Annotated in this window: 20 protein-coding genes and 1 pseudogene; 11 read left to right on the top strand and 10 right to left on the bottom strand. The window is 66.5% G+C overall.

The window, feature by feature from the left end; translation table 11 throughout:
• Positions 1–69 precede the first annotated feature (69 nt).
• From AC3WLY_RS01150 to AC3WLY_RS01140, 3 genes are read left to right on the top strand one after another with little or no spacing between them, the layout of a single operon-like run.
• Entirely contained in the window at positions 70–960 is an 891-nt protein-coding gene (locus AC3WLY_RS01150) for an IclR family transcriptional regulator (RefSeq protein WP_310131256.1), read from the top strand.
• A gap of 31 nt (positions 961–991) precedes the next feature.
• On the top strand, positions 992–1,330 hold the full coding sequence (locus tag AC3WLY_RS01145) for a hypothetical protein (protein ID WP_310131258.1): 339 nt from the start codon (positions 992–994) through the stop codon (positions 1,328–1,330).
• Complete coding sequence (locus tag AC3WLY_RS01140) at positions 1,305–1,688, top strand: hypothetical protein (RefSeq protein WP_175960659.1); 384 nt, start codon at positions 1,305–1,307, stop codon at positions 1,686–1,688. The genes AC3WLY_RS01145 and AC3WLY_RS01140 overlap by 26 nt, the downstream gene beginning before the upstream one ends.
• 168 nt (positions 1,689–1,856) lie before the next feature.
• Here the strand turns inward: AC3WLY_RS01140 and AC3WLY_RS01135 are convergent, their stop codons facing one another.
• The 3 genes from AC3WLY_RS01135 to AC3WLY_RS01125 all read right to left on the bottom strand — a co-directional run bounded on the left by AC3WLY_RS01135 (position 1,857) and on the right by AC3WLY_RS01125 (position 3,927).
• Positions 1,857–2,315: a hypothetical protein gene (locus AC3WLY_RS01135; protein WP_425130162.1), complete on the bottom strand. Its 459-nt coding sequence runs from the start codon at positions 2,313–2,315 to the stop codon at positions 1,857–1,859.
• A gap of 506 nt (positions 2,316–2,821) precedes the next feature.
• The gene (locus AC3WLY_RS01130; RefSeq protein WP_175960655.1) at positions 2,822–3,601 is read right to left on the bottom strand and encodes an SDR family oxidoreductase; all 780 of its coding nucleotides are present in this window, start codon (positions 3,599–3,601) and stop codon (positions 2,822–2,824) included.
• Positions 3,601–3,927 carry a nuclear transport factor 2 family protein gene (locus AC3WLY_RS01125; protein WP_425130164.1) on the bottom strand — a complete coding sequence of 109 codons (327 nt, stop codon included), beginning with the start codon at positions 3,925–3,927 and terminating at the stop codon, positions 3,601–3,603. The genes AC3WLY_RS01130 and AC3WLY_RS01125 overlap by 1 nt, the downstream gene beginning before the upstream one ends.
• 89 nt (positions 3,928–4,016) lie before the next feature.
• On the opposite strand from AC3WLY_RS01125, the gene AC3WLY_RS01120 reads away from it, so the two are divergent.
• Both AC3WLY_RS01120 and AC3WLY_RS01115 read left to right on the top strand, forming a co-directional pair.
• Positions 4,017–4,379: a winged helix-turn-helix transcriptional regulator gene (locus AC3WLY_RS01120; RefSeq protein WP_279610703.1), complete on the top strand. Its 363-nt coding sequence runs from the start codon at positions 4,017–4,019 to the stop codon at positions 4,377–4,379.
• Positions 4,380–5,259: 880 nt separating this feature from the next.
• Positions 5,260–7,521: an EAL domain-containing protein gene (locus AC3WLY_RS01115; protein WP_492332635.1), complete on the top strand. Its 2,262-nt coding sequence runs from the start codon at positions 5,260–5,262 to the stop codon at positions 7,519–7,521.
• Positions 7,522–7,810: 289 nt separating this feature from the next.
• On the opposite strand, the pseudogene AC3WLY_RS01110 reads toward AC3WLY_RS01115, so the two are convergent.
• From AC3WLY_RS01110 to AC3WLY_RS01090, 5 genes and pseudogenes are all read right to left on the bottom strand, one after another.
• Positions 7,811–7,930, bottom strand: a pseudogene (locus tag AC3WLY_RS01110) (transcriptional regulator); the annotation flags it as partial.
• A gap of 17 nt (positions 7,931–7,947) precedes the next feature.
• Positions 7,948–8,322, bottom strand: a complete 375-nt coding sequence (locus tag AC3WLY_RS01105; RefSeq protein ID WP_492310107.1) for a copper resistance CopC family protein — start codon at positions 8,320–8,322, stop codon at positions 7,948–7,950.
• A gap of 2 nt (positions 8,323–8,324) precedes the next feature.
• Entirely contained in the window at positions 8,325–9,260 is a 936-nt protein-coding gene (locus AC3WLY_RS01100) for a hypothetical protein (RefSeq protein ID WP_492310106.1), read from the bottom strand.
• 103 nt (positions 9,261–9,363) lie between these two features.
• Complete coding sequence (locus AC3WLY_RS01095) at positions 9,364–9,744, bottom strand: DUF2946 domain-containing protein (protein ID WP_310131275.1); 381 nt, start codon at positions 9,742–9,744, stop codon at positions 9,364–9,366.
• 85 nt (positions 9,745–9,829) lie between these two features.
• On the bottom strand, positions 9,830–10,729 hold the full coding sequence (locus tag AC3WLY_RS01090; RefSeq protein ID WP_310131278.1) for an MmyB family transcriptional regulator: 900 nt from the start codon (positions 10,727–10,729) through the stop codon (positions 9,830–9,832).
• Between the two features lie 95 nt (positions 10,730–10,824).
• On the opposite strand from AC3WLY_RS01090, the gene AC3WLY_RS01085 reads away from it, so the two are divergent.
• A complete protein-coding gene (locus AC3WLY_RS01085) occupies positions 10,825–11,718 on the top strand; it encodes an SDR family oxidoreductase (protein ID WP_425130169.1) in 894 nt (297 codons plus the stop codon).
• 83 nt (positions 11,719–11,801) lie between these two features.
• Here the strand turns inward: AC3WLY_RS01085 and AC3WLY_RS01080 are convergent, their stop codons facing one another.
• Together AC3WLY_RS01080 and AC3WLY_RS01075 are read right to left on the bottom strand one after the other, a co-directional pair.
• The gene (locus tag AC3WLY_RS01080) at positions 11,802–13,181 is read right to left on the bottom strand and encodes an FAD-containing oxidoreductase (RefSeq protein WP_492310105.1); all 1,380 of its coding nucleotides are present in this window, start codon (positions 13,179–13,181) and stop codon (positions 11,802–11,804) included.
• 230 nt (positions 13,182–13,411) lie between these two features.
• Positions 13,412–14,086 (bottom strand): hypothetical protein, encoded by a 675-nt coding sequence (locus AC3WLY_RS01075; protein WP_492310104.1) that lies wholly within the window; start codon positions 14,084–14,086, stop codon positions 13,412–13,414.
• Between the two features lie 152 nt (positions 14,087–14,238).
• Between AC3WLY_RS01075 and AC3WLY_RS01070 the strand changes: the two genes are divergently transcribed.
• From AC3WLY_RS01070 to AC3WLY_RS01050, 5 genes are all read left to right on the top strand, one after another.
• Entirely contained in the window at positions 14,239–14,877 is a 639-nt protein-coding gene (locus AC3WLY_RS01070; RefSeq protein ID WP_072442127.1) for a LysE family translocator, read from the top strand.
• Between the two features lie 327 nt (positions 14,878–15,204).
• Positions 15,205–15,978 (top strand): DUF3348 domain-containing protein, encoded by a 774-nt coding sequence (locus AC3WLY_RS01065; RefSeq protein WP_492310103.1) that lies wholly within the window; start codon positions 15,205–15,207, stop codon positions 15,976–15,978.
• Positions 15,979–15,990: 12 nt separating this feature from the next.
• The gene (locus tag AC3WLY_RS01060) at positions 15,991–19,038 is read left to right on the top strand and encodes a DUF802 domain-containing protein (protein ID WP_492310102.1); all 3,048 of its coding nucleotides are present in this window, start codon (positions 15,991–15,993) and stop codon (positions 19,036–19,038) included.
• A 3-nt stretch (positions 19,039–19,041) separates the two neighbouring features.
• Positions 19,042–19,686, top strand: a complete 645-nt coding sequence (locus AC3WLY_RS01055; protein WP_111019667.1) for an OmpA family protein — start codon at positions 19,042–19,044, stop codon at positions 19,684–19,686.
• Entirely contained in the window at positions 19,683–20,300 is a 618-nt protein-coding gene (locus AC3WLY_RS01050; protein ID WP_492310101.1) for a DUF2894 domain-containing protein, read from the top strand. The genes AC3WLY_RS01055 and AC3WLY_RS01050 overlap by 4 nt, the downstream gene beginning before the upstream one ends.
• The last annotated feature ends 21 nt before the right edge of the window (positions 20,301–20,321 follow it).

Below are 20,321 nucleotides of genomic sequence, written 5' to 3'. Positions count from 1 at the left end.
TGGAATTTCGGCCGGACGACAATGGCGGCTACCGTATTCCGTTCAATGAAATCGTCGAGGAGAGCCGGCATGCAGGAACCCCTTTCGTCCGGAATGCCCGGCACGCCCGCCGCGCGCGCGCCCGGCGCCGACGACGAAGCCGATCCGGCCGGCGTGCCGGGCACCGGCATGCTGCAGCGCGCGTTCGCGATCCTGCGTGCGCTGGCCGGCATGCAGCAGGACGGCGTGCGCGTCACGCATCTCGCGAAGGCCGTCGGCCTCACGCAGGGCACCGCGCACCGGATCCTGCAATCGCTGATCGCCGAAGGGATGGTCGAGCAGGACGAGCAGTCGAAGCTGTACCGGCTGAGCGTCGATTTCTTCGCGCTCGCCGCGCTGGCCGGCAACCCGAGCAGCATGCGCACGCTGTGCCGTCCCGCGCTGCTGCGGCTGTGCGCGAGCCTCGGCGAGACGATCTTCCTGCTCGTGAAGAGCGGCTTCGACGCGGTGTGTCTCGACCTGTGCGAAGGGCCGTTCCCGATCCGCTCGTTTACCGGCGACATCGGCGGGCGCATTGCGCTCGGCGTCGGGCAGGGCAGCCTCGCGATCCTCGCGTTCCTGCCCGAAGCCGAACGCGAGGAAGTGATCCGCTTCAACGTGCCGCGCATTCGCGGCTACGGCGTGCTCGACGAGGTGTACCTGCGCACCGAGATCGAACGCGTGCGGCAGCTCGGCTACGCGGGCCGCAACAGCGGCGTGCTCGACGGGATGGCCGGCGTCGCGGTGCCGATCCTCGATCGCACCGGTTATCCGGTCGGCGCGCTGAGCGTCGGCACGCTCGCGTCGCGGCTCGGCGACGACCGGATGCCGATGGTCGTCGAACTGCTGCGGCGCCAGGCCGACGCGATCGGGCCGCGCACCAACCCGTTCGATGCCGCGTTGCGGCGGCCGATGCACGGGCTATCCGGGAAAACCGTATAGCGGCGTCACGTCGATCATCGGGCGCTGCCCGGTGCCCGGGCTGATCGATGCGGCGAAGGCGCTGTCGATCGATCGCGAAGTCGGTCCGCTCGAAGCCGGCAAGCTCGCCGACGTCATCCTCGTCGACCTGTTCCGCATCGCACATGATGTCGATGAACATGCCGGCGTATCGCGTGACGTGCTTCGCGAATGCGGCCGATGCGTGCATGACGATGGTCGGTGGAAGAGGCGGCCTCGCAGGCTCGCACGTGAGGGTTTCGTCAGCGTCGGGCAACGCAACAATGCCGATGGTTGGCCGTCGGCGGACATGCTAGGATTTCTCCCAAACAACTCCGGAGACTGCTATGCCGTTCATCTGCGAAAACGTTGAATGTCGTGCCGTACTGGCTCGCGGGCAGGTCAGGTCCAAACACGAGGACGAAGGGTGGTGCTTCTACTGCCCGGACTGCAACGCCAGGAACGAGTTGAAGGATATTGGCGTTGCTGGCGGTCCTGTCGAGTTGGTACAACCTGAAAGATCCGATCTTCCGCACAAGGTCATTGCGACGGCCCGACCACTGGAGGATGGCAGATACGCCGCGCAATTGCGCGTTCAGCGGGCACTCGGCGTGAAAGGAACGTACGCGGCCGAAGAGCACTGGGAGCAGCTCGGTGTGTTCCCGAACCCGCAAGAGGCCGTAGCGCATGCGAAGTCTTTCGCAACGGATCTGCTGGAACGAACGGCCTAGTCGCGAGCGGCACGCTCGATTGCACGATACCCGGCCATGCGCGGATCGGTACGGGAGGCCCACGACCGTGGGTCCGCGCGGCAACCTGGTGCCGGGCGGCGTGCGCAAACGGGTAGCGAGTCACGCTGAATACCCGCGAAACCCGAACAAGAGGTAACCAACCTCGTTTCACGCAGCGGCACTGACAGCGAGCTTGACGAATAGCCTGGCTGCTTCGTTGCCGTGGGACAACGCACGCAGTGCGAGGGCGAGCGCCAGCTGTGCGTCGTGGGTGGCCGCGCTCCGATCCTGCTCGAAGAGTTTGACGGCGTGGCGCATGTGTTGCGCCGCTTGCGTGTGAAGCTCGACGGCCGCGGCATGAAGTTTTGCCACGTCCGCGGCACTTGCGCCCGAGCCGATCGATGATGGCGTTGTGGGTGGCGTATTGGCGCCGTGCGCGCCGGCATCGTGCGCCTGATCGATCGCATGCAACGTGTGACCATGGGCCATCATCGCCTGATGTGCGGCGTGGGCAAAGTCCTTGCCGTCCTCGAAATGCCGCGACGCCTCGCGGTGATATCGCGCGGCTTGCTCGTGGTGTGACGCCGCGGCTTCGAGATGCCCTTTCTTGCTGTGCTTCGTGTTCATGCCGGCTCCTGTGCAACTTCAGGACTGACTCGGATGGCGACCGATTCGAAGACACGGTGGCGGGTCGCAGCGACGTTCTAATCTACACGCACTTGCGTCTTGCGTGGCATTTGCTTGTCGTGGGAAACCGGTATCGCGGTCGGGCTGCTTTTTTCGCCGGGTCGTTGTGGTGATCAATGTGTATTGGACCGCTCATACACAACGTTGGCGGGGCTCACCGCTCCCGACTCGACATGAGACGCTCGCTGATCGCGCTCAGAGCTTGCCGTCCGCCATTCCAGGGCATCGCGAATGGCCGACGAAGCGTGACCTGCTGTGTGACCTGACGTCCAGGTGCGACGCCGCCGGTGAATAATGCCCGGCCGATCACGGGTGGCCGTGCTGCAGAAAAGCAGAGGTTCGTTGGGCGGGCACATCAGCGCCTGAACGGGAACCGCGAACAGCTACCTGCGAAACGCGCTTCGCGTACGCCAAGCACGTCGACGTCCACCGACAAGCGGCTCAGATCACGCAGTCGGAACGGTTCCGCCGTCGATGACGTACTCGGTGCCGGTGATGGCGCTGGCGCGTGCCGAGACAAGGAAACCGATGAGTTCTGCCACTTCCCGGGGAGAGCATGGCCGGCCAAGAGGAATGCCGCCGAGCGAATCCATGATGACTTTCCGGGCGCCGTCCGTATCGATGCCGTTCCGCTCGGCAATTCTGGCGACGAGATTCTCGGCGGCATCCGTTGCGACCCAGCCCGGGGAGACACGTACGACCCGAACGCCTTTCGGACCGACTTCCTTGGACAAGGCTTTGCTGTAGTTCGACAGGGCAGCCTTGGCGGCGGCATAGGCAATCGTGGCTTCCGGCAACGGCAATTGCCGCTGGATTGACGTGACGTGGATGATGACGCCCGAGCGTTGCTCGACCATCGAGGGTAGCAGCGCGCGATCGATGCGCACTGCCGGGAACAGGTTCAGGCTCAATGCCTTGTTCCATTCGTCGTCGTCGAGCACCCTGAAGCCACCCGCCGGCGCAGATGAGCCACCCGCCACGTGCACGATGATATCGACGCCGCCGAGCCGTTCGAGCACGGCGTCGACAATGGTTTTACAGCCCTCGGCCGTCGTGATGTCCGCACCGACGAACCTTTCTTCGGAAAGGTCATCGGGACGCGAACGTGCCGTCGCAAGGACATTCGCGCCGGCCTCGCAAAGGTGCGCGACAACGGCTTTACCGACTCCTTTGGTCCCGCCTGTGACAAGCGCTCGCAGGCCCTGAAGTTCGAGTGCGGCGCTCATCAGTGAATCTCCAGAGACACGATCTTGCCGCCGGCCAGAACAAACGTGTAGGTCAGCTCGACCGGGCTACCGGGGAAGGCGCCGGTGAGTCTGGCGCGCATCGTCACGGCGGCGCCATCCTGGGACACGTCCAACGGCTCGACGTTGTATTGGTACCTGGCTTTGGCGTCCTTCTTCCAGGCCTGGATGGCTTCGAGCCCCTCGATAGTGCGGCCCTCGTCGCGCACGACGGCATCGGCAGCGAAGCAGTTCGCGAGAGGAGCGGTGTCACTGGTCGCTTCCGCGTTCAGATAGACATCCAGTGGCGGGGGCAGGGTCATGTTCATCGGACTTTTCCTGAACGTCACGCTTGTGTGTCCCAATGATGGCGCTATAGTTACCACATCGCAAGAACGCACTAAAAAGTAAGTAAGCCGTGCCCAACCGAAAAGCCTACACTCCCACGACCGCTGCGATCGACGTCGAAGCCGCATTCAAGCTGCTGGAAGGACGCTGGAAGCTGGTCATCCTGTTTCACCTTTTTGGTGGTCAGGTGCGACGCTTTTCGGACCTCGAGAGGCTGATCCCAGGCATCACGCAAAAGATGCTTGCCCAGCAGCTGCGCCGCCTCGAAGAGGACGGCATCGTGACGCGCACGGTCTATCACCAGGTGCCGCCGAAGGTGGATTACCGCCTGACCGATTGGGGGCAGGCGCTGTGCCCGGCACTGGACGCGATCCTGAAATGGGCGGAGCGCCGTGAAGATTTTCCATCGGCTGCGTCGAGCGTGCGTGTCTAAGGCTGACTGACCTGTTTTCCTGAATTCGAATTCTGTGGGTCGTCGACGAGGTGCCTGCCAAGTCAACGGACGCGTCTGCATCGGTTTGGGGTGCTCTCCCAACGTGTTCGGGGTCACACCGCCGGGTCGCGGTATGGTCGGACCGCGTCAGCGATCCGCCACTTTCCGTGATGGCCGACGAGATAAGGGCCGACGCGTTATCCGCGGTCGTCTCATGTCGCTCCCGGAGCGGACGGTGGTAAATCTTGTCCGACCATGCCGCGTCCGACCCTCGATTCGCCGTCAAGCGCGAATGAGATTCCCGGTCATTGAAGTTTGTCAGATCGATGCGCGCGACTATACTTCGATCGTCTGACGAAATTGGGCCAATCTTTGGGGCTGAGTTTGACCCAACACATACGCGGCCCGACATACAGGGTACCGCGGTGAGTCGACGTTGACGCATTGAACCAAAGTTGCTGCAAGTGTGGAGCGGCCGGAATCGTCCAACTGTCCTAAGCAATCGTGTATCTGCGGCCCGACCCGTCACCGTGGAGGCTTCGACCGACCCCACGCCGCCGATCGGTTCGATGCGAATGCGATCGCGCTGGGCGGGATCGATGCGTCCCTATACGTGCTCGGGCGCTTTTTGTCGGCGCAACTCGAGATCGGTTCGATTCAGCGGCAACCGTTGGCGGGATTGCGGGGAGAACCTGGCATGCGTTTTCAATCTAGGCTTCACCACGGACAGGGGGAGGCACGGTCTGGGCCTCACGCCGGGGCTTACATGGAACCGCACTGGCTGCCCAGGGGCGTGCGCTCCGGCAGACACGGTGCGACGACGCCTGCAAAGGCGGGATCGTTGCCCTGGATCCACCACTGGCACCGTCAAGGGTCCTGCGTGAGCGCGCAGAGCGATCCGGTCAATCGTCGCGTCCTCGTGATCAACGACAACGTTGCGGCGCACCAGAATTTCCGCAAGATTCTCGCTCGCCCACTGGAAGGCGAAACCGCGCTGGCCGCAACCCAGGCGCCGTTGTTCGGCGAGGTTCCAGCCGGTCGCGCGGCGTTTCAGATCGATTCCGCCTATCAGGGCCGGGAAGCGCTGGAGCGGGTCGTGCATGCGCTGGCGGAGAACAAACCCTATGCGATGGCCTTTGTCGACACGCACATGCTGCACGGTTGGGACTGCTTTCAGACCATCGAGCGACTCTGGCAAGTGGATCCGAAGCTGCAGTTTGCCCTATGCAGCCCGCATTCCGATCCCCCTTGGGGCACCCTGGCCAGGCGCCTGGGTGCAGACGACCGGCTGCTCATTCTCAAGAAGCCATTGAACAACATCGAGGTCCGTCAGACGGCCAGCGTGCTGACCACGAAGTGGCAGATGACGAAAGAGGCGGCCTTCAAGACGGGCGACCTGGAAGAGGTCGTCGAGGAAAGAATCGATGCGCTTGCCGAAGCCAACATCATCGTCCAGAACAGTCCGGTCATCCTTTACCGTCTGCGCGGCGTGCCGTCGTTTCCGCTCATCTACATATCGCATGACATCGCCAGGTTCGGCCACGACCGCGCTGCCTTGCTCGCTTCGCCAGTCTGGGCCAACGAGCTTGTCGCCCCGGACGACCAGGCCAAAGTCGATGCGGCACTGGCGCGAGTATTGGACAAGGACACCGAAGGGGTCTCGATCGAGTTCCGCTTGCGCACTGGCGACGGCGCTTACCGTTGTGTCGAGAATCGCTATGTTCCGGTCCGCGACAAGGATGGACGGCTAATCGAAGTCGAAGGGATCATCATCGACATTGCCGAGCGCAAGGCGGCGGAGGAAAAGATCGCGCGGCTCGCTCACACCGATGCGCTCACGGGATTGGCGAATCGGGCCGGCTTCCTCGCGCGGGTGCGCCAGGCTTTCGCCGCAGCCCGACACGGCACCATGCCGTTTGCGATCTTGTTTGTCGCGCTCGACCGCTTCAGGCTGGTCAACGACAGACTGGGTTATCCGATCGGCGACCGGTTGCTTCGGGAGGTGGCGGAGCGTCTCGGGAATTGCGCTCAGGAAAGCGACCTGGTTGCCCGGATGGGCGGCGATGCGTTTGCCGTGCTGCAGGGCGAGATGGTCGAGCCGGCGGACGCCGGGGCACTGGCTGCGAAGCTCCAGGCGGCGCTGGCGGCTCCCTATCTGCTTGATGGCAACGATGTGCGGATTACGGCGAGCATCGGCATCCGTGCTTACGTCCCGGGCGACAGTGAAGCGGACGCCATGCTGATGCAGGCCGATTTGGCGCTCCAACGCGCGAAGCATCAGGGCGGCAACCGGTACCGCTTTCATTCTGACGAACTCGACCAGGAAGTACGCGAACGTGTCGCACTCGCCGACGACTTGAGAGGCGCGATGGATCGCGGCGAGCTGGAACTCCAGTACCAACCCGAGGTCGAGTTGTCCTCCGGAAACATTCTCGGAATGGAAGGGCTGGTTCGCTGGCATCACCCGACGCGGGGCCTCATTGCCCCCGGTGTGTTCATTCCGATCGCCGAGAGGGACGGCACCATGGCAGCGCTTGGGCGCTGGGTGCTGGATCAGGCGTGCCGGCAAATGAGAGCGTGGCGCGACGAGGGGGTGGCCCCGCTGATGATCGCGATCAATCTGTCTCTGTTCGAGCTCTGGAGTGCTCAAACGTTCGTGCGCGATGTCGCTGAAGCAGCCGCGAAGTGGCGCCTCGCCCCCTCCGATCTGGAATTCGACGTGACCGAGGCGACTCTGGCCAGACTGTCGTGGGCACAAAGCGACATACTCCCGCAGCTGCATGCGCTCGGCGCGAAGCTTGCCATTGACGATTTCGGTAGCAATTACGCGTCATTTGAGTATGTCAAGGCTTATCGCGTGAACCATCTCAAGATCGCGCGATCCCTCATCCACCGGTCTACCAGCGATCCCGAGAGTGCGGCGACGATACGTGCCATCGTCACCTTTGCGCACAGTATCGGGATCGGCGTCATTGCCCAAGGCGTGGAGACCGAGCAACAGCGTGCGCTGCTGGCTGCGACGAATCGGGCGACGAGTGCGCAAGGCTTCCGTTTCAGCGAAGCGGTGGGAGCCGCTCGCGCCAGCGAACTCCTGCGCCAAGGCCACATCGCGCCATGCGCGGCGCCTTGTCCGGAAGGGTAGGCGTTCGATTGTCGCGGCTGCACGTTCCGCACGGGTACCCGTTGCCGAAAACCGAAAACCGACACGCATGGCGCATCGATGGTTCCGGAGCCGACTGGCTGGTTCGGCCGATTCGGGTCGTCAAGCGACACCCGAGGCAATCCGCGAAGAATTTCCTGCATCGACGTCCCGATTGCCGGAAACGAAGAAGGGGCGTCGCGCGTTGATGCGCGACGCCCCTTCCCGTTTTCCGCCGGCCGCTACCGGCCACCGCAAGTGCGGATTGCGATGGGGCGTGGCGGGGGCATCGTTACGCGGCCGACGCCTGTTCCGTGCCGGCTTTTTCGCGCGCCGCGACCAGCGTCCGGATGCGCGCGCGATCGGCAGCCGTCTCCGGCGTGAAAATCACGAGCGTCAGGTCGGGCCGGTCGTTTACCGCCAGGTCCATTACTTCACCTTGAACGAATAGTCGCCGTGTGTGCGATGTCCGTCCGACGCGACTGCGACCCAATGCACCGTGTATGTGTCGGGCGGCAACGTTGGCAGCGCGATATGTATCGACTTCCTGTCGTTCGAATCGACTTCGGCCTTTGCAGTATTCACTTGTTTACCATTCGAATTGCTGACGTTCAGCGAACTGAACGCGGGTTCGAGCGGCCCGTCGAACGCGATCGCCACGCGTGCAGGCGCCGCTACTTCGGCTCCCGCCGACGGTGACTGATTTTGCGGAAACACATGGGCGCATGCCATCGACGCGATCAAGATACCTGTAGCGATGGCTGCTGCGCGCAAGCCGTGACGAAGTCGCTTGAGTGCCGGCATGGCTATTCCCCTTTGCCGAAAAATGGCTTGCCAAGCGAGTGGGGCATCACGTCGTCCAGAAACAGGTGTGCCTGAAACAGGACGCCAACGCCCTTGCCGCTTGCATGGTTGACAGGAATGACCGCTTCGGCGCCAAACTGGCCCCATCGGTTGAGCCAGAGCAGGCCGGGATTGATGCTGCCGGTCGTATGTCCCGAACAGGGGCCGCCTGTACAGGTGCTCATCGGGAACTCGACGACCGGGATCAGGTTGCTGAGCGGTGCCTTGAGCCCCACGTCCTGCACGAAATTCTGCAGATACGGCAGGCTGTATTGCACGGTGACGCCCCAGCTCAACGAATCCGGGTCGGCGCTGTTCATCGTCAGGCGCGGACCGATGGTCCCGGTGATCGCGAGCGGCTTCAGATACTTCAGGCTATCCGGCAAATCGCCGAATCCCTTGCCGACGTATAGCGTCGGCGTGATCGCCGAGTGCGGATCGGCGATCGACCTCGCTCCGGTGCCGCCCAGTTCCGCGACCGCACCAACGGAGGCCATGAACTCGTGTTTTTCGTTGACGTAGAAGCGGTATTTGGCACCGATCGCGAAGTTGTCGAATCCGCGGGCCGACCCGCCATTCGGCGCGTTGACGTTGACGTAGGTTGCCACCACCGAAAGCGCGAAACTGGGCGTGATCAGTTTGTCCCACTCGAGCGACGTCGTGTTGGTGTTCTGCTCGTCGCCATCGTCGGTCAGCGATTTGACGTGGCCGAATTCGAGATTGACTTCGTCGCCGACACCGGGGTCGTCGACCGCCATCGTCGCCGGGAAAACCCGGTTGCCGGCAATCGCGTGCGCCGATGCGAGCGATGGAAACAGAAGCGGGATGGCGATAGTCGCCGGAGCAATGAGGGCGGCAAGCATCGGCATGCTGCCGCGTGCAGGAATGATGGTGCGCATGGTTCGATCCGTGTAAGAGGCGCTGATGTGCTCGCGAGCCTGTCAAAAGACGCGCGAGGACTGGCGATGCAATGACACCTGCATCGCCGCGGGGCTGACTCGATCAGGATGAAACCGGGGGCGCACGCGGCTGGGCCGCTGCGAAGTGGAAAACGTTATGGGGTGTCTGGAACGCTGGTGCCGACGTGCGAAGAATCGGCCAATCCATCGGCACGAATCCCGAGGTCCCGCCCAGCAACGCGGGCATGTCGGCAAGCAGGCCGCAATACGCGCATGCCTGCCAGTGGCCCGCCTTCTCGGGCAACGATGCGTGGTCGGGACCCGCAACGTCCGCGCCGTTCTGCGCGGTACAGAACGCCCCGGAGACAGCGTCGAACTGCCGCTCGGACGAAAGGCTTTGCGATATCGTTGGCGCGAGCGTCGCCATCAGGATTGCAAGCAATCCCAGGATGCTGCCTATCCTCCTGCGAAACAGGGCTGACATGATTTTGGTGGAATCGCACACTCGTCGGCACGTTGCGCGGAGTATGGCATAGCTGCCGGACGGTCCAGATGGGGAAGTTCCCTACTTATGTGTGGGCATCGGGAGGTGCTTCGCGCCTGTTCGGACTAGTCCCCGGCGTCTGCCTTTTCATGCCGGCTTTTTCGCGCGCCGCGACCAGTGTCCGGATGCGCGCGCGATCGGTGGCCGTCTCCGGCGTGAAAATCACGAGCGTCAGGTCGGGCCGGCCGTTTACCGCGAACGCCGAGTATTCGAGCGCGATCCGCCCGACGGCCGGATGGCGGATCTCCTTGGTGCCTTCTTCATGCGCGCGGATATCGTGGTCGCGCCACAGCGCATCGAACTCCGCACTCGTCGTACGCATTTCGTCGACGAAGGCCTGCACGGTTTGTGTCGCGCCGCCGCGTGCGATATCGGCGCGAAACGCGCCCACCGCAAACCGCGCGACCTGTTGCCAGTTCGACTGCGCATCGCGCACGCGCTGGTCGACGAAGATCAGCCGCAGGATGTTGCGCCGCTCCGGCGGCAGCGTTGCATAGTCGGTCAGCGTCGCGGCCGCCGCGTCGTTCCATGCAACGACGTCCCATGTCGCCGAACGCACGATCGCGGGGCTCGCTTCGAGCGAATCGAGCACGTGCTGCAGGCGCGGCGTCACGCTGTCGGTCGCGTGGTAGCGCACTTCGGGCGGATGGCCGACGCCGATCAGGAACAGGTGCTCGCGTTCGGCGTCGTTCAGCAGCAGCGCATTCGCGAGCCGGTCCAGCACGTCGACCGACGGCGCACCGCCACGCCCCTGTTCGAGCCACGTGTACCACGCGGCGCTCACGTGCGCGCGCTGCGCGACTTCCTCGCGCCGCAAGCCCGGTGTGCGGCGGCGCGCGACCGGCAGGCCGAGCGCGGCCGGGTCGAGTTTCTCGCGGCGATCCCGAAGGTACGCGCCGAGCAGGTTGTCGGGTGCGTCTGCCATAGCCTGTTAGTTCGTTTACCGGTAAACCGTCACGTCTTCACCGCGAGCGGCCGTCGACAGATAGTAATCGTCCATTCCATCCGGAGGTGCTGAACATGCGTGTCTTTGTCACTGGAGCATCGGGATTCGTCGGCTCCGCCGTCGTTGCCGAACTCGTTGCCGCCGGCCATTCGGTGCTCGGGCTTGCACGATCCGATGCGGCCGCCGCGTCGGTTGCGGCCGCAGGCGCCGATGTCCATCGCGGGTCGCTGGAGGATCTCGACAGCCTGACGCGCGGTGCCGATGTCGCCGATGCGGTGATCCACACGGGATTCAATCACGACTTCTCGCGCTTCGCGCAGAACTGCGAACTCGACCGACGTGCGATCGAGACAATCGGTGCGGTGCTCGCGGGCTCGGCGCGGCCGCTCGTCGTCACGTCGGGCCTCGCGCTCGTCGCGCCCGGCCGCGCGGCGACCGAGGACGATCCGCACGTGCCGGCGTCGCCGACCTATCCGCGTATGTCAGAAGCCACTGCGGCCGCGCTCGAAGCGCGCGGCGTGCATGCGTCGGTCGTGCGCTTGCCGCCGTCCGTGCACGGCGACGGCGATCACGCGTTCGTGCCGCGCCTGATCGCGATCGCGAGAGAGAAGGGCGCATCGGCCTATCTCGGCGATGGCGGCAATCGCTGGCCTGCCGTGCACCGGCTCGACGCGGCACGCGTTTATCGGCTCGCGATCGAACGCGGCGCGGCGGGGGCGCGCTATCACGCGGTCGACGATACGGGGGTGCCGTTCCGCGACATCGCGGCGGTGATCGGCCGGCGGCTGAACGTGCCGGTCGTCGCGAAATCGGCGGCGGAAGCGGGCGAGCACTTCGGCTGGTTTGCGATGTTCGCGGGGATGGATGCGCCCGCAACCAGCGAGCGTACGCGTGCATCGCTCGACTGGGCGCCGACGCAGCCGGGGCTGCTTGCCGATATCGACCGGCCGCGGTATTTCGAAAGCTGAGCGGGCGACGCGCGCCGTTGTGGGCGGGCGGTTCGCGGAGGCTGCCCGCCGCCGGCCGCCCACCGCCGGCCGCCCGTCGCGCGTCATTCGACCGGATGCAGATCCTGCAGCAGCGTCGGCACGAGTTCCGACACGGTCGGATGGATGTGCATCGCGCGGCTGATCGTCGTGTACGGCGCGCCCGCGGCCATCACGTCGAGCATCTCGTGCACGACCTCGTCGCCCGTCACGCCGAGGATCGACGCGCCGAGGATCGCGTGGCTGTCCGCGTCGACGATCACTTTCATGAAACCCTGGCTTTCGCCTTTTTCGACCGCGCGGCCGACGCGCGTCATCGGGCGCGTGCCGACGAGCAGCCTGCGGCCCGTCTGCTTCGCTTCCGCGAGCGTCATGCCGACGCGGCCGAGCGGCGGATCGATATACATCGCGTAAGCCGCGATGCGGTCGGACACCTTGCGCGGATCGCCGTCGAGCAGGTTGGCCGCGACGATCTCGTAGTCGTTGTACGCCGTGTGCGTGAACGCGCCGCGCCCGTTGCAATCGCCGAGCGCCCAGATGCCGGGCACGTTCGTGCGCAACTGCTCGTCGACGTCGATATAGCCGCGCGCGTCGGTCGCGACACCCGCGCGATCGAGCCCGAGATCGTCGGTGTTCGGCACGCGGCCGACCGCGAGCAGCAGATGCGAGCCCTCGACCTCGCGGCTGCCGCCCGCGCAGTCGAGGCCGACCGCGATGCCGTCGCCGTCGCGCCGCGCGCTCAGGCAGTTCGCGTCGAGCTGCACGTCGATTCCTTCGTTTTCGAGGATCTCGCGCACGGCTTGAGACACGTCGTCGTCCTCGCGGCGGATCAGGCGCGAGCCCTTCTCGACGATCGTGACCTTCGACCCGAAGCGGCGGTACATCTGGCCGAATTCGAGCCCGACGTAGCTGCCGCCGACGATCACGAGATGCTCGGGCAGGAAGTCGACGTCCATCATCGTCGAGTTGGTGAGGTATGGCACCGAGTCGAGGCCCGGCATCGCCGGCACTTGTGCGCGTCCGCCGACGTTGATGAAGATGCGTTCCGCTTCGAGCAGTTCGTCGCCCACGCGCACCGCGTCGGCGCGCTCGAATCGGGCGTGACCCTGAAACACGGTCGTGTTCGCGAGGCCGCGCACCCATTGTTCGACGCCATGGTTCGAGCGGCCGGAGATCTGGTCCTTGCGCGCCTTCACGGCTTTCATGTCGACGGTGACGGCGCCGCCGACCGACACGCCGTATTCGGCGGCGCGCCGCGCGAGTTGCGCGGCGTATGCGCTCGCGATCAGCGTCTTGGTCGGAATGCAGCCGGTGTTCACGCAGGTGCCGCCGAAGCGGCCGCGTTCGACGATCGCGACTTTCATCCCGGCGGCGGACAGCCGCGCGGCGAGCGGCGGGCCGGCTTGCCCGGTGCCGATGACGATTGCATCGAAGTGTTGCGTCATGACGTCCTCCTGCGTGGGTGCAACGAGGGAAGGCGTGCGGGCGAGCCGCGTGCGGCGGCGGCGCACGGTCGCGCGACGGCGAGCGCCTTATGGTAGTCCTGTTGGCGTGTGCTCGCGAGAACTGGAAGGGCGGGCGACGCGGGGAGCGCGACAGACGGGCCACGCGCCGGTGCGGGGACGAGGCGGCCGGCGCGCGGCGCAACCGGTCGCAGCGCGTTGCGCCGGTCGCTTTAGTCCCTGCGTTTCCATTGACCGAACGTGATCGGCCGGTGCGAGTCGGCGCGCGTGACGGTGACGTGGTCGGGTTTGTCGTCGAGCGGAAACGATTCCGTGACGATCCGGTTCGAAAATACCCAGCCATGCGTGCGCGGGTCGTAGCGGAACGTCACGTAGTCGCTCCAGTGCTGTCCGCACGCGACAAAGTTCTGCACGGTGAAATAGCGGCCTTTCACCGACAGGCCGTTGTCGCCGGCGTCTTCGGGATCGAACGGATCGCACTGGCCGCCTTCGTTCGCGCGCAGGACGACCTGGTCGTTGCGCGCGGCGAGCCGGAACGCGTGGTCGGGCAGTTCCTCGTAGATCAGCAGCGGGCGCGGCGACGGCTGCTCGCGCGTGTCGGTCGAGCGATGCACGACGACCAGAAAGCTGTGCAGCCCGTTGTCGAGATCGGGCCCGGCTTGCGCGAGCAGCGGCTGGTAGCCGGGCGGCAGTTGCGTGGCGATCGACTTCGGCAGTGCGTCGGCCCATGCGTTGAACGAGAGTGCGGCGAGCAGCGGGACGAGGGCCCGGCGTGTTGTCGTGCCGATCGCGGATCCCGCCCGGAAAACCCGGTGTCCGGCACTGGATTGAAGGCGAAGGGCGACACGGGCATCGTCGGGATAACGGGCGGCACGGATCTCGATCATGGGCGTCGGCGCGGGATGACGGGAAAGAGGGCCAGCATAGCAGCGCGCGGCCGCTTTCGGTCACGCGCGAAGCGTGCCAGAATCGGCAGCTCGACCGTCGGAAACGACACGCAGGCGCCGGCGCATCGGCGTCGCTGACCAAGGAGATTTCGATGACCGCATCGGCTGCCGTACTCGCGATCCTGGCCGCGCTGTGGCTAGGCGCGATGATTCCGGGCCCGAGCTTCGTGCTGGTTGCCCGCAATTCGATCGGACTGTCGCGCCGCGACGGGCTCGCCACCGCGCTCGGCATGGGCATGGGCGGCATCGTGTTCGGCGGCGTCGCGCTGGCCGGGCTCTATACGCTGCTGCAGGCCGTCGAATGGCTGTATGTGGGCCTGAAGATCGCGGGCGGCGCGTACCTGATCTACATGGCGTCGAAGATCTGGCGCGGCGCCGACCGGCCGATCGCGATGGACGACCCGCAGGCTGTGGCCGGCGGCAGCGCGCGCAAGTCGTTCTGGACGGGCCTCACGACCCAGCTCAGCAACCCGAAGACGGCGATCTGGTACGGCAGCATCTTCGCGGCGCTGCTCCCGCAGCATCCGCCGCTGTGGTGCTACCTTGCGCTGCCGCCGCTCGTGTTCGGCGTCGAATTCGGCTGGTACACGATCGTCGCGCTGTGCTTTTCCACGCGCCGGCCGCGCGAGCTCTACCTGCGCGCGAAGAAGTGGGTCGACCGCATCGCGGCCGGCGCGATCACGCTGCTCGGGCTGCGGCTGATCCTGAATGCACCGAAAGCGGGGATCTGACGGCTTCCGTCCCCGCTCTGCATCGCATGGCGGCCGGCCATTCCCATGGTCGGCCGCCGGCGCGAACTGCTCGAACCGCGCGGCACGCTTCCGGAAACGCGTTCTTCTTCCTCATGACACACCGGGCGATGCGCCCGGTGCCCCGATCCCAGCGGCTCGCCGAGCCGCCGACGACGGTGGTCCCCGCTACCCGCCATCGCCCGCGGAGCCTTGCGCGACGGGCGTCAGCGTGTGTCGCCCGGTGCGCCGGCCGGCGCCGCTTCCCCGATTCTGACGGTCGACCTCCCGACGACGTGTAAACTGCTGCCTTTTTTGACGGTTTGCAGCATGGTGCAAGCTCCTCCGCGCCCGGCATTGAGCGGTCCGACCCTCGTCCGGCTGCTCGCGCGCCTGGCCGATGCCGACGTCGCGGAATCCCGGCAGACGCTGTCCGACCGGCTGAGCCAGTGGCTCGGCTGGACCGACGCGATCACGCTGTCGTCCGCGTTGAGCACGAGCCCGCTGGGCGTCGCGGCCGGCGTGCGCGGCTACGACGCGGAGCGCGACTGCGCGCGCGTGCGCCACGATCTCGCGCAGGCGATCACGGCCACCAACCGTCCGCGTACGCGGCGCCGGCCCGGCGACATGCCGCCGCCGGCCGCCGACACGGCCGATTTCGCGGACTTCCGCCAGCGTTATCTGTCCCTGCAGCAGGAGATGGAAACGGCGATCGGCCAGTTGCGCGGCCGCCTGCGGGTCGCGCTCGCCGCGCGTTCGCCCGGGATGGCGCGGCTCGCGACGCTCGACACGATCATGGAGCGCGTGCTCGGCGTGCGCGAGCGCAGCCTGCTGTCGGCCGTGCCCGCGCTGCTCGGCACGCGCTTCGGGCGGTTGCGCGACGCGGAACGGCAGGCGCTGGCCGATGCCGAATCCGCTGCTGCAGCCGAGCCGGCCGAAGCGGCCGATGACGGCGCGGTTGCCGACGGCACGGCCGTCGCGGCGATCGTGCCCGGCGCATGGCTCGACACGTTTCGAGACGAAATGCAGAGCATCCTGCTCGCCGAACTCGAAGTCCGGTTTCAAACGGTAGACGGGCTGCTCGCGGCCCTTCGCACCTGCTAATCAACACGCTCTATGTCCAGAATTCGCATTGATCTCGTTGTCTTCGTCGCCGGTCTGCTCGCAGTGGGCTGGATCGGCGTCGGCTATGTCGCGTCGAACCCGCTGGCGACCGCCGTCACGCTGCTGATCGGCGCGTGCTACGTCGCTGGCGCATGGGAACTGCTGCGCTACCGGCAGGCGACCGCCACGCTGTCGCGCGCGGTCGTGGGCCTGGCCGAGCCGCCGGCGAAGCTCGACGCGTGGCTCGACACGCTGCACCCGGGCCTGCGCGGCGCGGTGCGTGCGCGTGTCGAAGGCGCGCGCGTCGCGCTGCCGGGCCCGGCGCTCACGCCGTATCTGGTCGGCCTGCTGGTGCTGCTCGGCATGCTCGGCACGCTGCTCGGGATGGTCGTGACGCTGAAGGGCACGGGCGCCGCGCTCGAAAGCGCGACCGATCTCGACGCGATCCGCACATCGCTGATCGCGCCGGTGAAGGGTCTCGGCTTCGCGTTCGGCACGTCGATCGCCGGTGTCGCGACGTCCGCGATGCTCGGGCTGCTGTCCGCGCTCGTGCGCCGCGAGCGGATCGACGTAGCGCAGCAGCTCGACGCGAAGATCGCGACGACGCTGCGCGTGCATTCGTCCGCGCACCAGCGCGACGAATCGTTCCGGCTGCTGCAGCGCCAGGCCGACGTGATGCCGGCGCTGGTCGACCGGCTGCAGACGATGATGACGACGCTCGAGGCGCGCAGCGTCGCGCTGCACGATCGCCAGCTCGAAAGCCAGCAGGCGTTTTTCGACCGGACCGAGCGCGCGTATGCGGGCCTCGCGTCGAACGTCGGCGACGCGCTGAAGGAAAGCGCCGCTGAGAGCGCGCGCGTGGCCGGCGCCGCGCTGCAGCCGGTCGTCGCGGCGACGATGACGGGGCTCGCGCAGGAGATGGCCGCGCTGCGCGACACCGTGACGGGCGCCGTGCAGCGCCAGCTCGACGGGCTGACGGACGGCTTCGAGAAGACCACCGGCAACGTGACGGCCGTCTGGAACCGCGCGCTCGACGAACAGCGCCGCGCGGGCGACGCCGTCGCGCAGCAACTGCAGACGACGCTCGGCCAGTTCACCGACACGTTCGCGCAGCGTTCGACGGACCTGCTCGACGGCGTCGCGACGCGCCTCGAATCGACCGAAGGCCGCCTGTCGGACGCATGGCGCGAAGCGCTGTCGCGCCAGGAGCAGGTCGGCGAGACGCTGGCCGGCCAGCACGCGCGCGCGCTGGGCGAAGCGGCCGCGACGTTCGAGCGGCATTCGGGCGCGACGCTCGCCGCGATGCGCGAGTCGCACGCGGGGCTGCAGACCGAACTGGCCGCGCGCGACGAACAGCGCCTCGCCGCGTGGAAAGACTCGCTGGCCGCGATGGCCGCGAAGCTCGGCGACGAATGGCAGCGCGCGGGCGTGCATAGCGCAGGCCGTCAGCAGGAAATCTGCGATGCGCTTGCGCAGACGACGCGCGATCTCACCACGCAGGCTTCGACCTTCGAACAACGCTCGAACGAACTGCTGACGACGATCCGCGATTCGCACACGGGCCTGCAATCGCAACTCGCCGCACGCGACGAAGCACGCCTGTCCGCGTGGAACGACTCGCTGGCCGCGATGGCCGCGAAGCTTGGCGACGAATGGCAGCGCGCAGGCGTGCACAGCGCAGGTCGTCAGCAGGAAATCTGCGATGCGCTTGCGCAAACGACGCGCGATCTCACCGTGCAGGCTTCGACCTTCGAGCAACGCTCGAACGAACTGTTGTCGACGATTCGCGATTCGCACACGGGCCTGCAATCGCAACTCGCCGCACGCGACGAAGAACGCCTGTCCGCGTGGAACGACTCGCTGGCCGCGATGGCGACGAAGCTTGGCGACGAATGGCAGCGCGCAGGCGTGCACAGCGCAGGCCGTCAGCAGGAAATCTGCGATGCGCTCGCGCAAACGACACGCGATCTCACCGTGCAGGCTTCGACCTTCGAACAACGCTCGAACGAACTGCTGTCGACGATCCGCGATTCGCACACAGGCCTGCAAACGCAGCTCGCCGCACGCGACGAAGAACGCCTGTCTGCCTGGAACGACTCGCTGGCCGCGATGGCGACGAAGCTCGGCGACGAATGGCAACGCGCAGGCGTACACAGCGCAGGCCGTCAGCAGGAAATCTGCGATGCGCTCGCACAAACGACGCGCGACCTCACCACGCAGGCCGCCACGTTCGAACAACGCTCGAACGAACTGCTGACGACGATCCGCGATTCGCACACAGGCCTGCAAGCGCAACTCGCCGCACGCGACGAACAGCGCCTCGCCGCATGGAACGATTCGCTCGCCGCGATGGCGGCCGCGCTGCGCGACGAATGGGCGCAGACGAGCGCGCAGGCCGCGACGCGCCAGCAGGACATCTGCGACACGCTGGCCCGCACCGCGAACGACATCACCGCGCAGGCGCAGGTGCATGCGAGCGACACGATCAACGAGATCGCGCGCCTCGTGCAGGCTGCGTCGGAGGCGCCGAAGGCCGCGGCCGACGTCGTCGCCGAGCTGCGCCAGCGCCTGTCCGACAGCATGGTGCGCGATACCGCGACGCTCGAGGAGCGCAGCCGCCTGCTCGCGACGCTCGAAACGCTGCTCGGCGCGGTCAATCACGCGTCGACCGAACAGCGCGCCGCGATCGATGCGCTCGTCAGCACGTCGGCCGACCTGCTCGACCGCGTCGGCGCGCGCTTCAACGACACCGTCGATGCCGAAACGCGCAAGCTCGATTCGGTGGCCGCGCAGGTCACCGCGGGCGCAGTCGAGGTCGCGAGCCTCGGCGATGCGTTCGGGATGGCCGTGCAGGTGTTCGGCGAGTCGAACGACAAGCTGCTGACCCATCTGCAGCGCATCGAGGTCGCGCTCGAGAAATCGCTCGCGCGCAGCGACGAGCAGCTCGAGTACTACGTCGCGCAGGCGCGCGAGGTGATCGACCTGAGCATGATGTCGCAGAAGCAGATCGTCGAAGACTTGCAGCAGCTCGCCGGCCGGCGGGCGCCTGTCGGAGCGTAACGCATGCACGACGAAATCGACGGCGGCGCGCCATCCGCGCCGGTGTGGCCCGCGTTCGCCGACCTGATGTCGGTGCTGCTCGGCGCGTTCGTGCTGATCCTCGTCGGCGTGATCGGCATGCAGCTTCAGCTCACGTCGAAGCTCGAGGAAGCCGTGCGTGCGCGCCAGCTCGAAGCGCAGCAGCGCAAGTCGCTCGAACAGGCGCTCGCCGGGCCGCTCGCGGCCGGCCGCGTGACGCTCGTGAACGGGCGCATCGGCATCAGCGGCAACGTGCTGTTCGCGCTGAACTCCGACCAGTTGCAGCCCGCGGGCCGCGACCTGCTGAAGACGCTGGCCGCGCCGCTGGCCGCCTATCTGAAGACACGCGACGAGATCCTGATGATCAGCGGCTTTGCCGACGACCAGCAGGTGCATGCCGGCAATCGTCAGTTCGCGGACAACTGGGAGCTGTCGGCCAAGCGCGCATTGACGGTCACGCGTGCGATGATCGACGCCGGCGTGCCGGCGGCATCGGTGTTCGCGGCTGCGTTCGGATCCGAACAGCCGGTCAGCTCGAATGCGGACGATGAAGGCCGCGCGAAGAACCGCCGCGTGGAGATCGCGCCGGTGCCGCGCAAGAGCGCATCGAACGGAGGGAAGGCGAAGTGACGGACGACGCGACGCCCGCCCGCGCGACGCTCGACGCATGGCGCGAGCAGGGCGCCGACCGGCTCGATCCCGTGCGCTTTCACCGGATCGACGCGCTCGAACGGCGCGCGGCCGTGCTCGACGGCGACGCTCGCGGGCTGCTCGACGCGCGGCTGGCAGCGTTGATCGACGGCTTCGCGGAGGTCGTCGCTCGGGCCGATGAAGCGAAGGCCGCGCGCGACAATGCGCAAGCCACGGCCGGTGCGCCCGTACGCGGCGCGATTGCGGAACTCGTCGAACGGCTCGCGCGCGATGCGCAGGCCGACCGGCGCGGGCTCGATCCCGAGCTGATCGACTACTTCCGCACGATGTGGTCGAAAGTCCGCACGGAACAGCAGTACCGCCAGTCGCTCGACCAGGTGCCGCGCAATGCGGGGCCGCTCAATTCGAACAGCCTCGTGCACCGGTCGCTGTCGACGATGCGCGAGCTGTCGCCGGAATATCTGCAGCAGTTCCTGTCGTACGTCGATGCGCTCGCGTGGCTCGAGGATCTCGCCGGCGGCGGCGCGCAGCCCGAGAAGGAAGCGCCGCGCGCGAAGGCGGTGAAGAAGGGCGCGCGCGGCAAGAGCCGGTAGCACGCGACCACGCAGCGTTGC

The sequence above is a fragment of the Burkholderia sp. FW306-1C-G01B genome (assembly GCF_058781685.1).
The sequence above is the reverse complement of the archived record's forward strand: the minus strand, read 5'-3'. Positions and strand labels throughout refer to the sequence as shown.

Excerpts from the sequence above, each read along its gene's own strand:
- AC3WLY_RS01100 (WP_492310106.1), bottom strand. The coding sequence starts at position 9,260 with ATGCGCACCATCATTCCTGCACGCGGCAGCATGCCGATGCTTGCCGCC.
- AC3WLY_RS01055 (WP_111019667.1), top strand. The coding sequence starts at position 19,042 with ATGCACGACGAAATCGACGGCGGCGCGCCATCCGCGCCGGTGTGGCCC.
- AC3WLY_RS01140 (WP_175960659.1), top strand. The coding sequence starts at position 1,305 with ATGCCGTTCATCTGCGAAAACGTTGAATGTCGTGCCGTACTGGCTCGC.
- AC3WLY_RS01090 (WP_310131278.1), bottom strand. The coding sequence starts at position 10,729 with ATGGCAGACGCACCCGACAACCTGCTCGGCGCGTACCTTCGGGATCGC.
- AC3WLY_RS01130 (WP_175960655.1), bottom strand. The coding sequence starts at position 3,601 with ATGAGCGCCGCACTCGAACTTCAGGGCCTGCGAGCGCTTGTCACAGGC.
- AC3WLY_RS01060 (WP_492310102.1), top strand. The coding sequence starts at position 15,991 with ATGTCCAGAATTCGCATTGATCTCGTTGTCTTCGTCGCCGGTCTGCTC.
- AC3WLY_RS01070 (WP_072442127.1), top strand. The coding sequence starts at position 14,239 with ATGACCGCATCGGCTGCCGTACTCGCGATCCTGGCCGCGCTGTGGCTA.
- AC3WLY_RS01065 (WP_492310103.1), top strand. The coding sequence starts at position 15,205 with ATGGTGCAAGCTCCTCCGCGCCCGGCATTGAGCGGTCCGACCCTCGTC.
- AC3WLY_RS01125 (WP_425130164.1), bottom strand. The coding sequence starts at position 3,927 with ATGAACATGACCCTGCCCCCGCCACTGGATGTCTATCTGAACGCGGAA.
- AC3WLY_RS01150 (WP_310131256.1), top strand. The coding sequence starts at position 70 with ATGCAGGAACCCCTTTCGTCCGGAATGCCCGGCACGCCCGCCGCGCGC.
- AC3WLY_RS01095 (WP_310131275.1), bottom strand. The coding sequence starts at position 9,744 with ATGTCAGCCCTGTTTCGCAGGAGGATAGGCAGCATCCTGGGATTGCTT.
- AC3WLY_RS01105 (WP_492310107.1), bottom strand. The coding sequence starts at position 8,322 with ATGCCGGCACTCAAGCGACTTCGTCACGGCTTGCGCGCAGCAGCCATC.
- AC3WLY_RS01080 (WP_492310105.1), bottom strand. The coding sequence starts at position 13,181 with ATGACGCAACACTTCGATGCAATCGTCATCGGCACCGGGCAAGCCGGC.
- AC3WLY_RS01075 (WP_492310104.1), bottom strand. The coding sequence starts at position 14,086 with ATGATCGAGATCCGTGCCGCCCGTTATCCCGACGATGCCCGTGTCGCC.
- AC3WLY_RS01085 (WP_425130169.1), top strand. The coding sequence starts at position 10,825 with ATGCGTGTCTTTGTCACTGGAGCATCGGGATTCGTCGGCTCCGCCGTC.
- AC3WLY_RS01135 (WP_425130162.1), bottom strand. The coding sequence starts at position 2,315 with ATGAACACGAAGCACAGCAAGAAAGGGCATCTCGAAGCCGCGGCGTCA.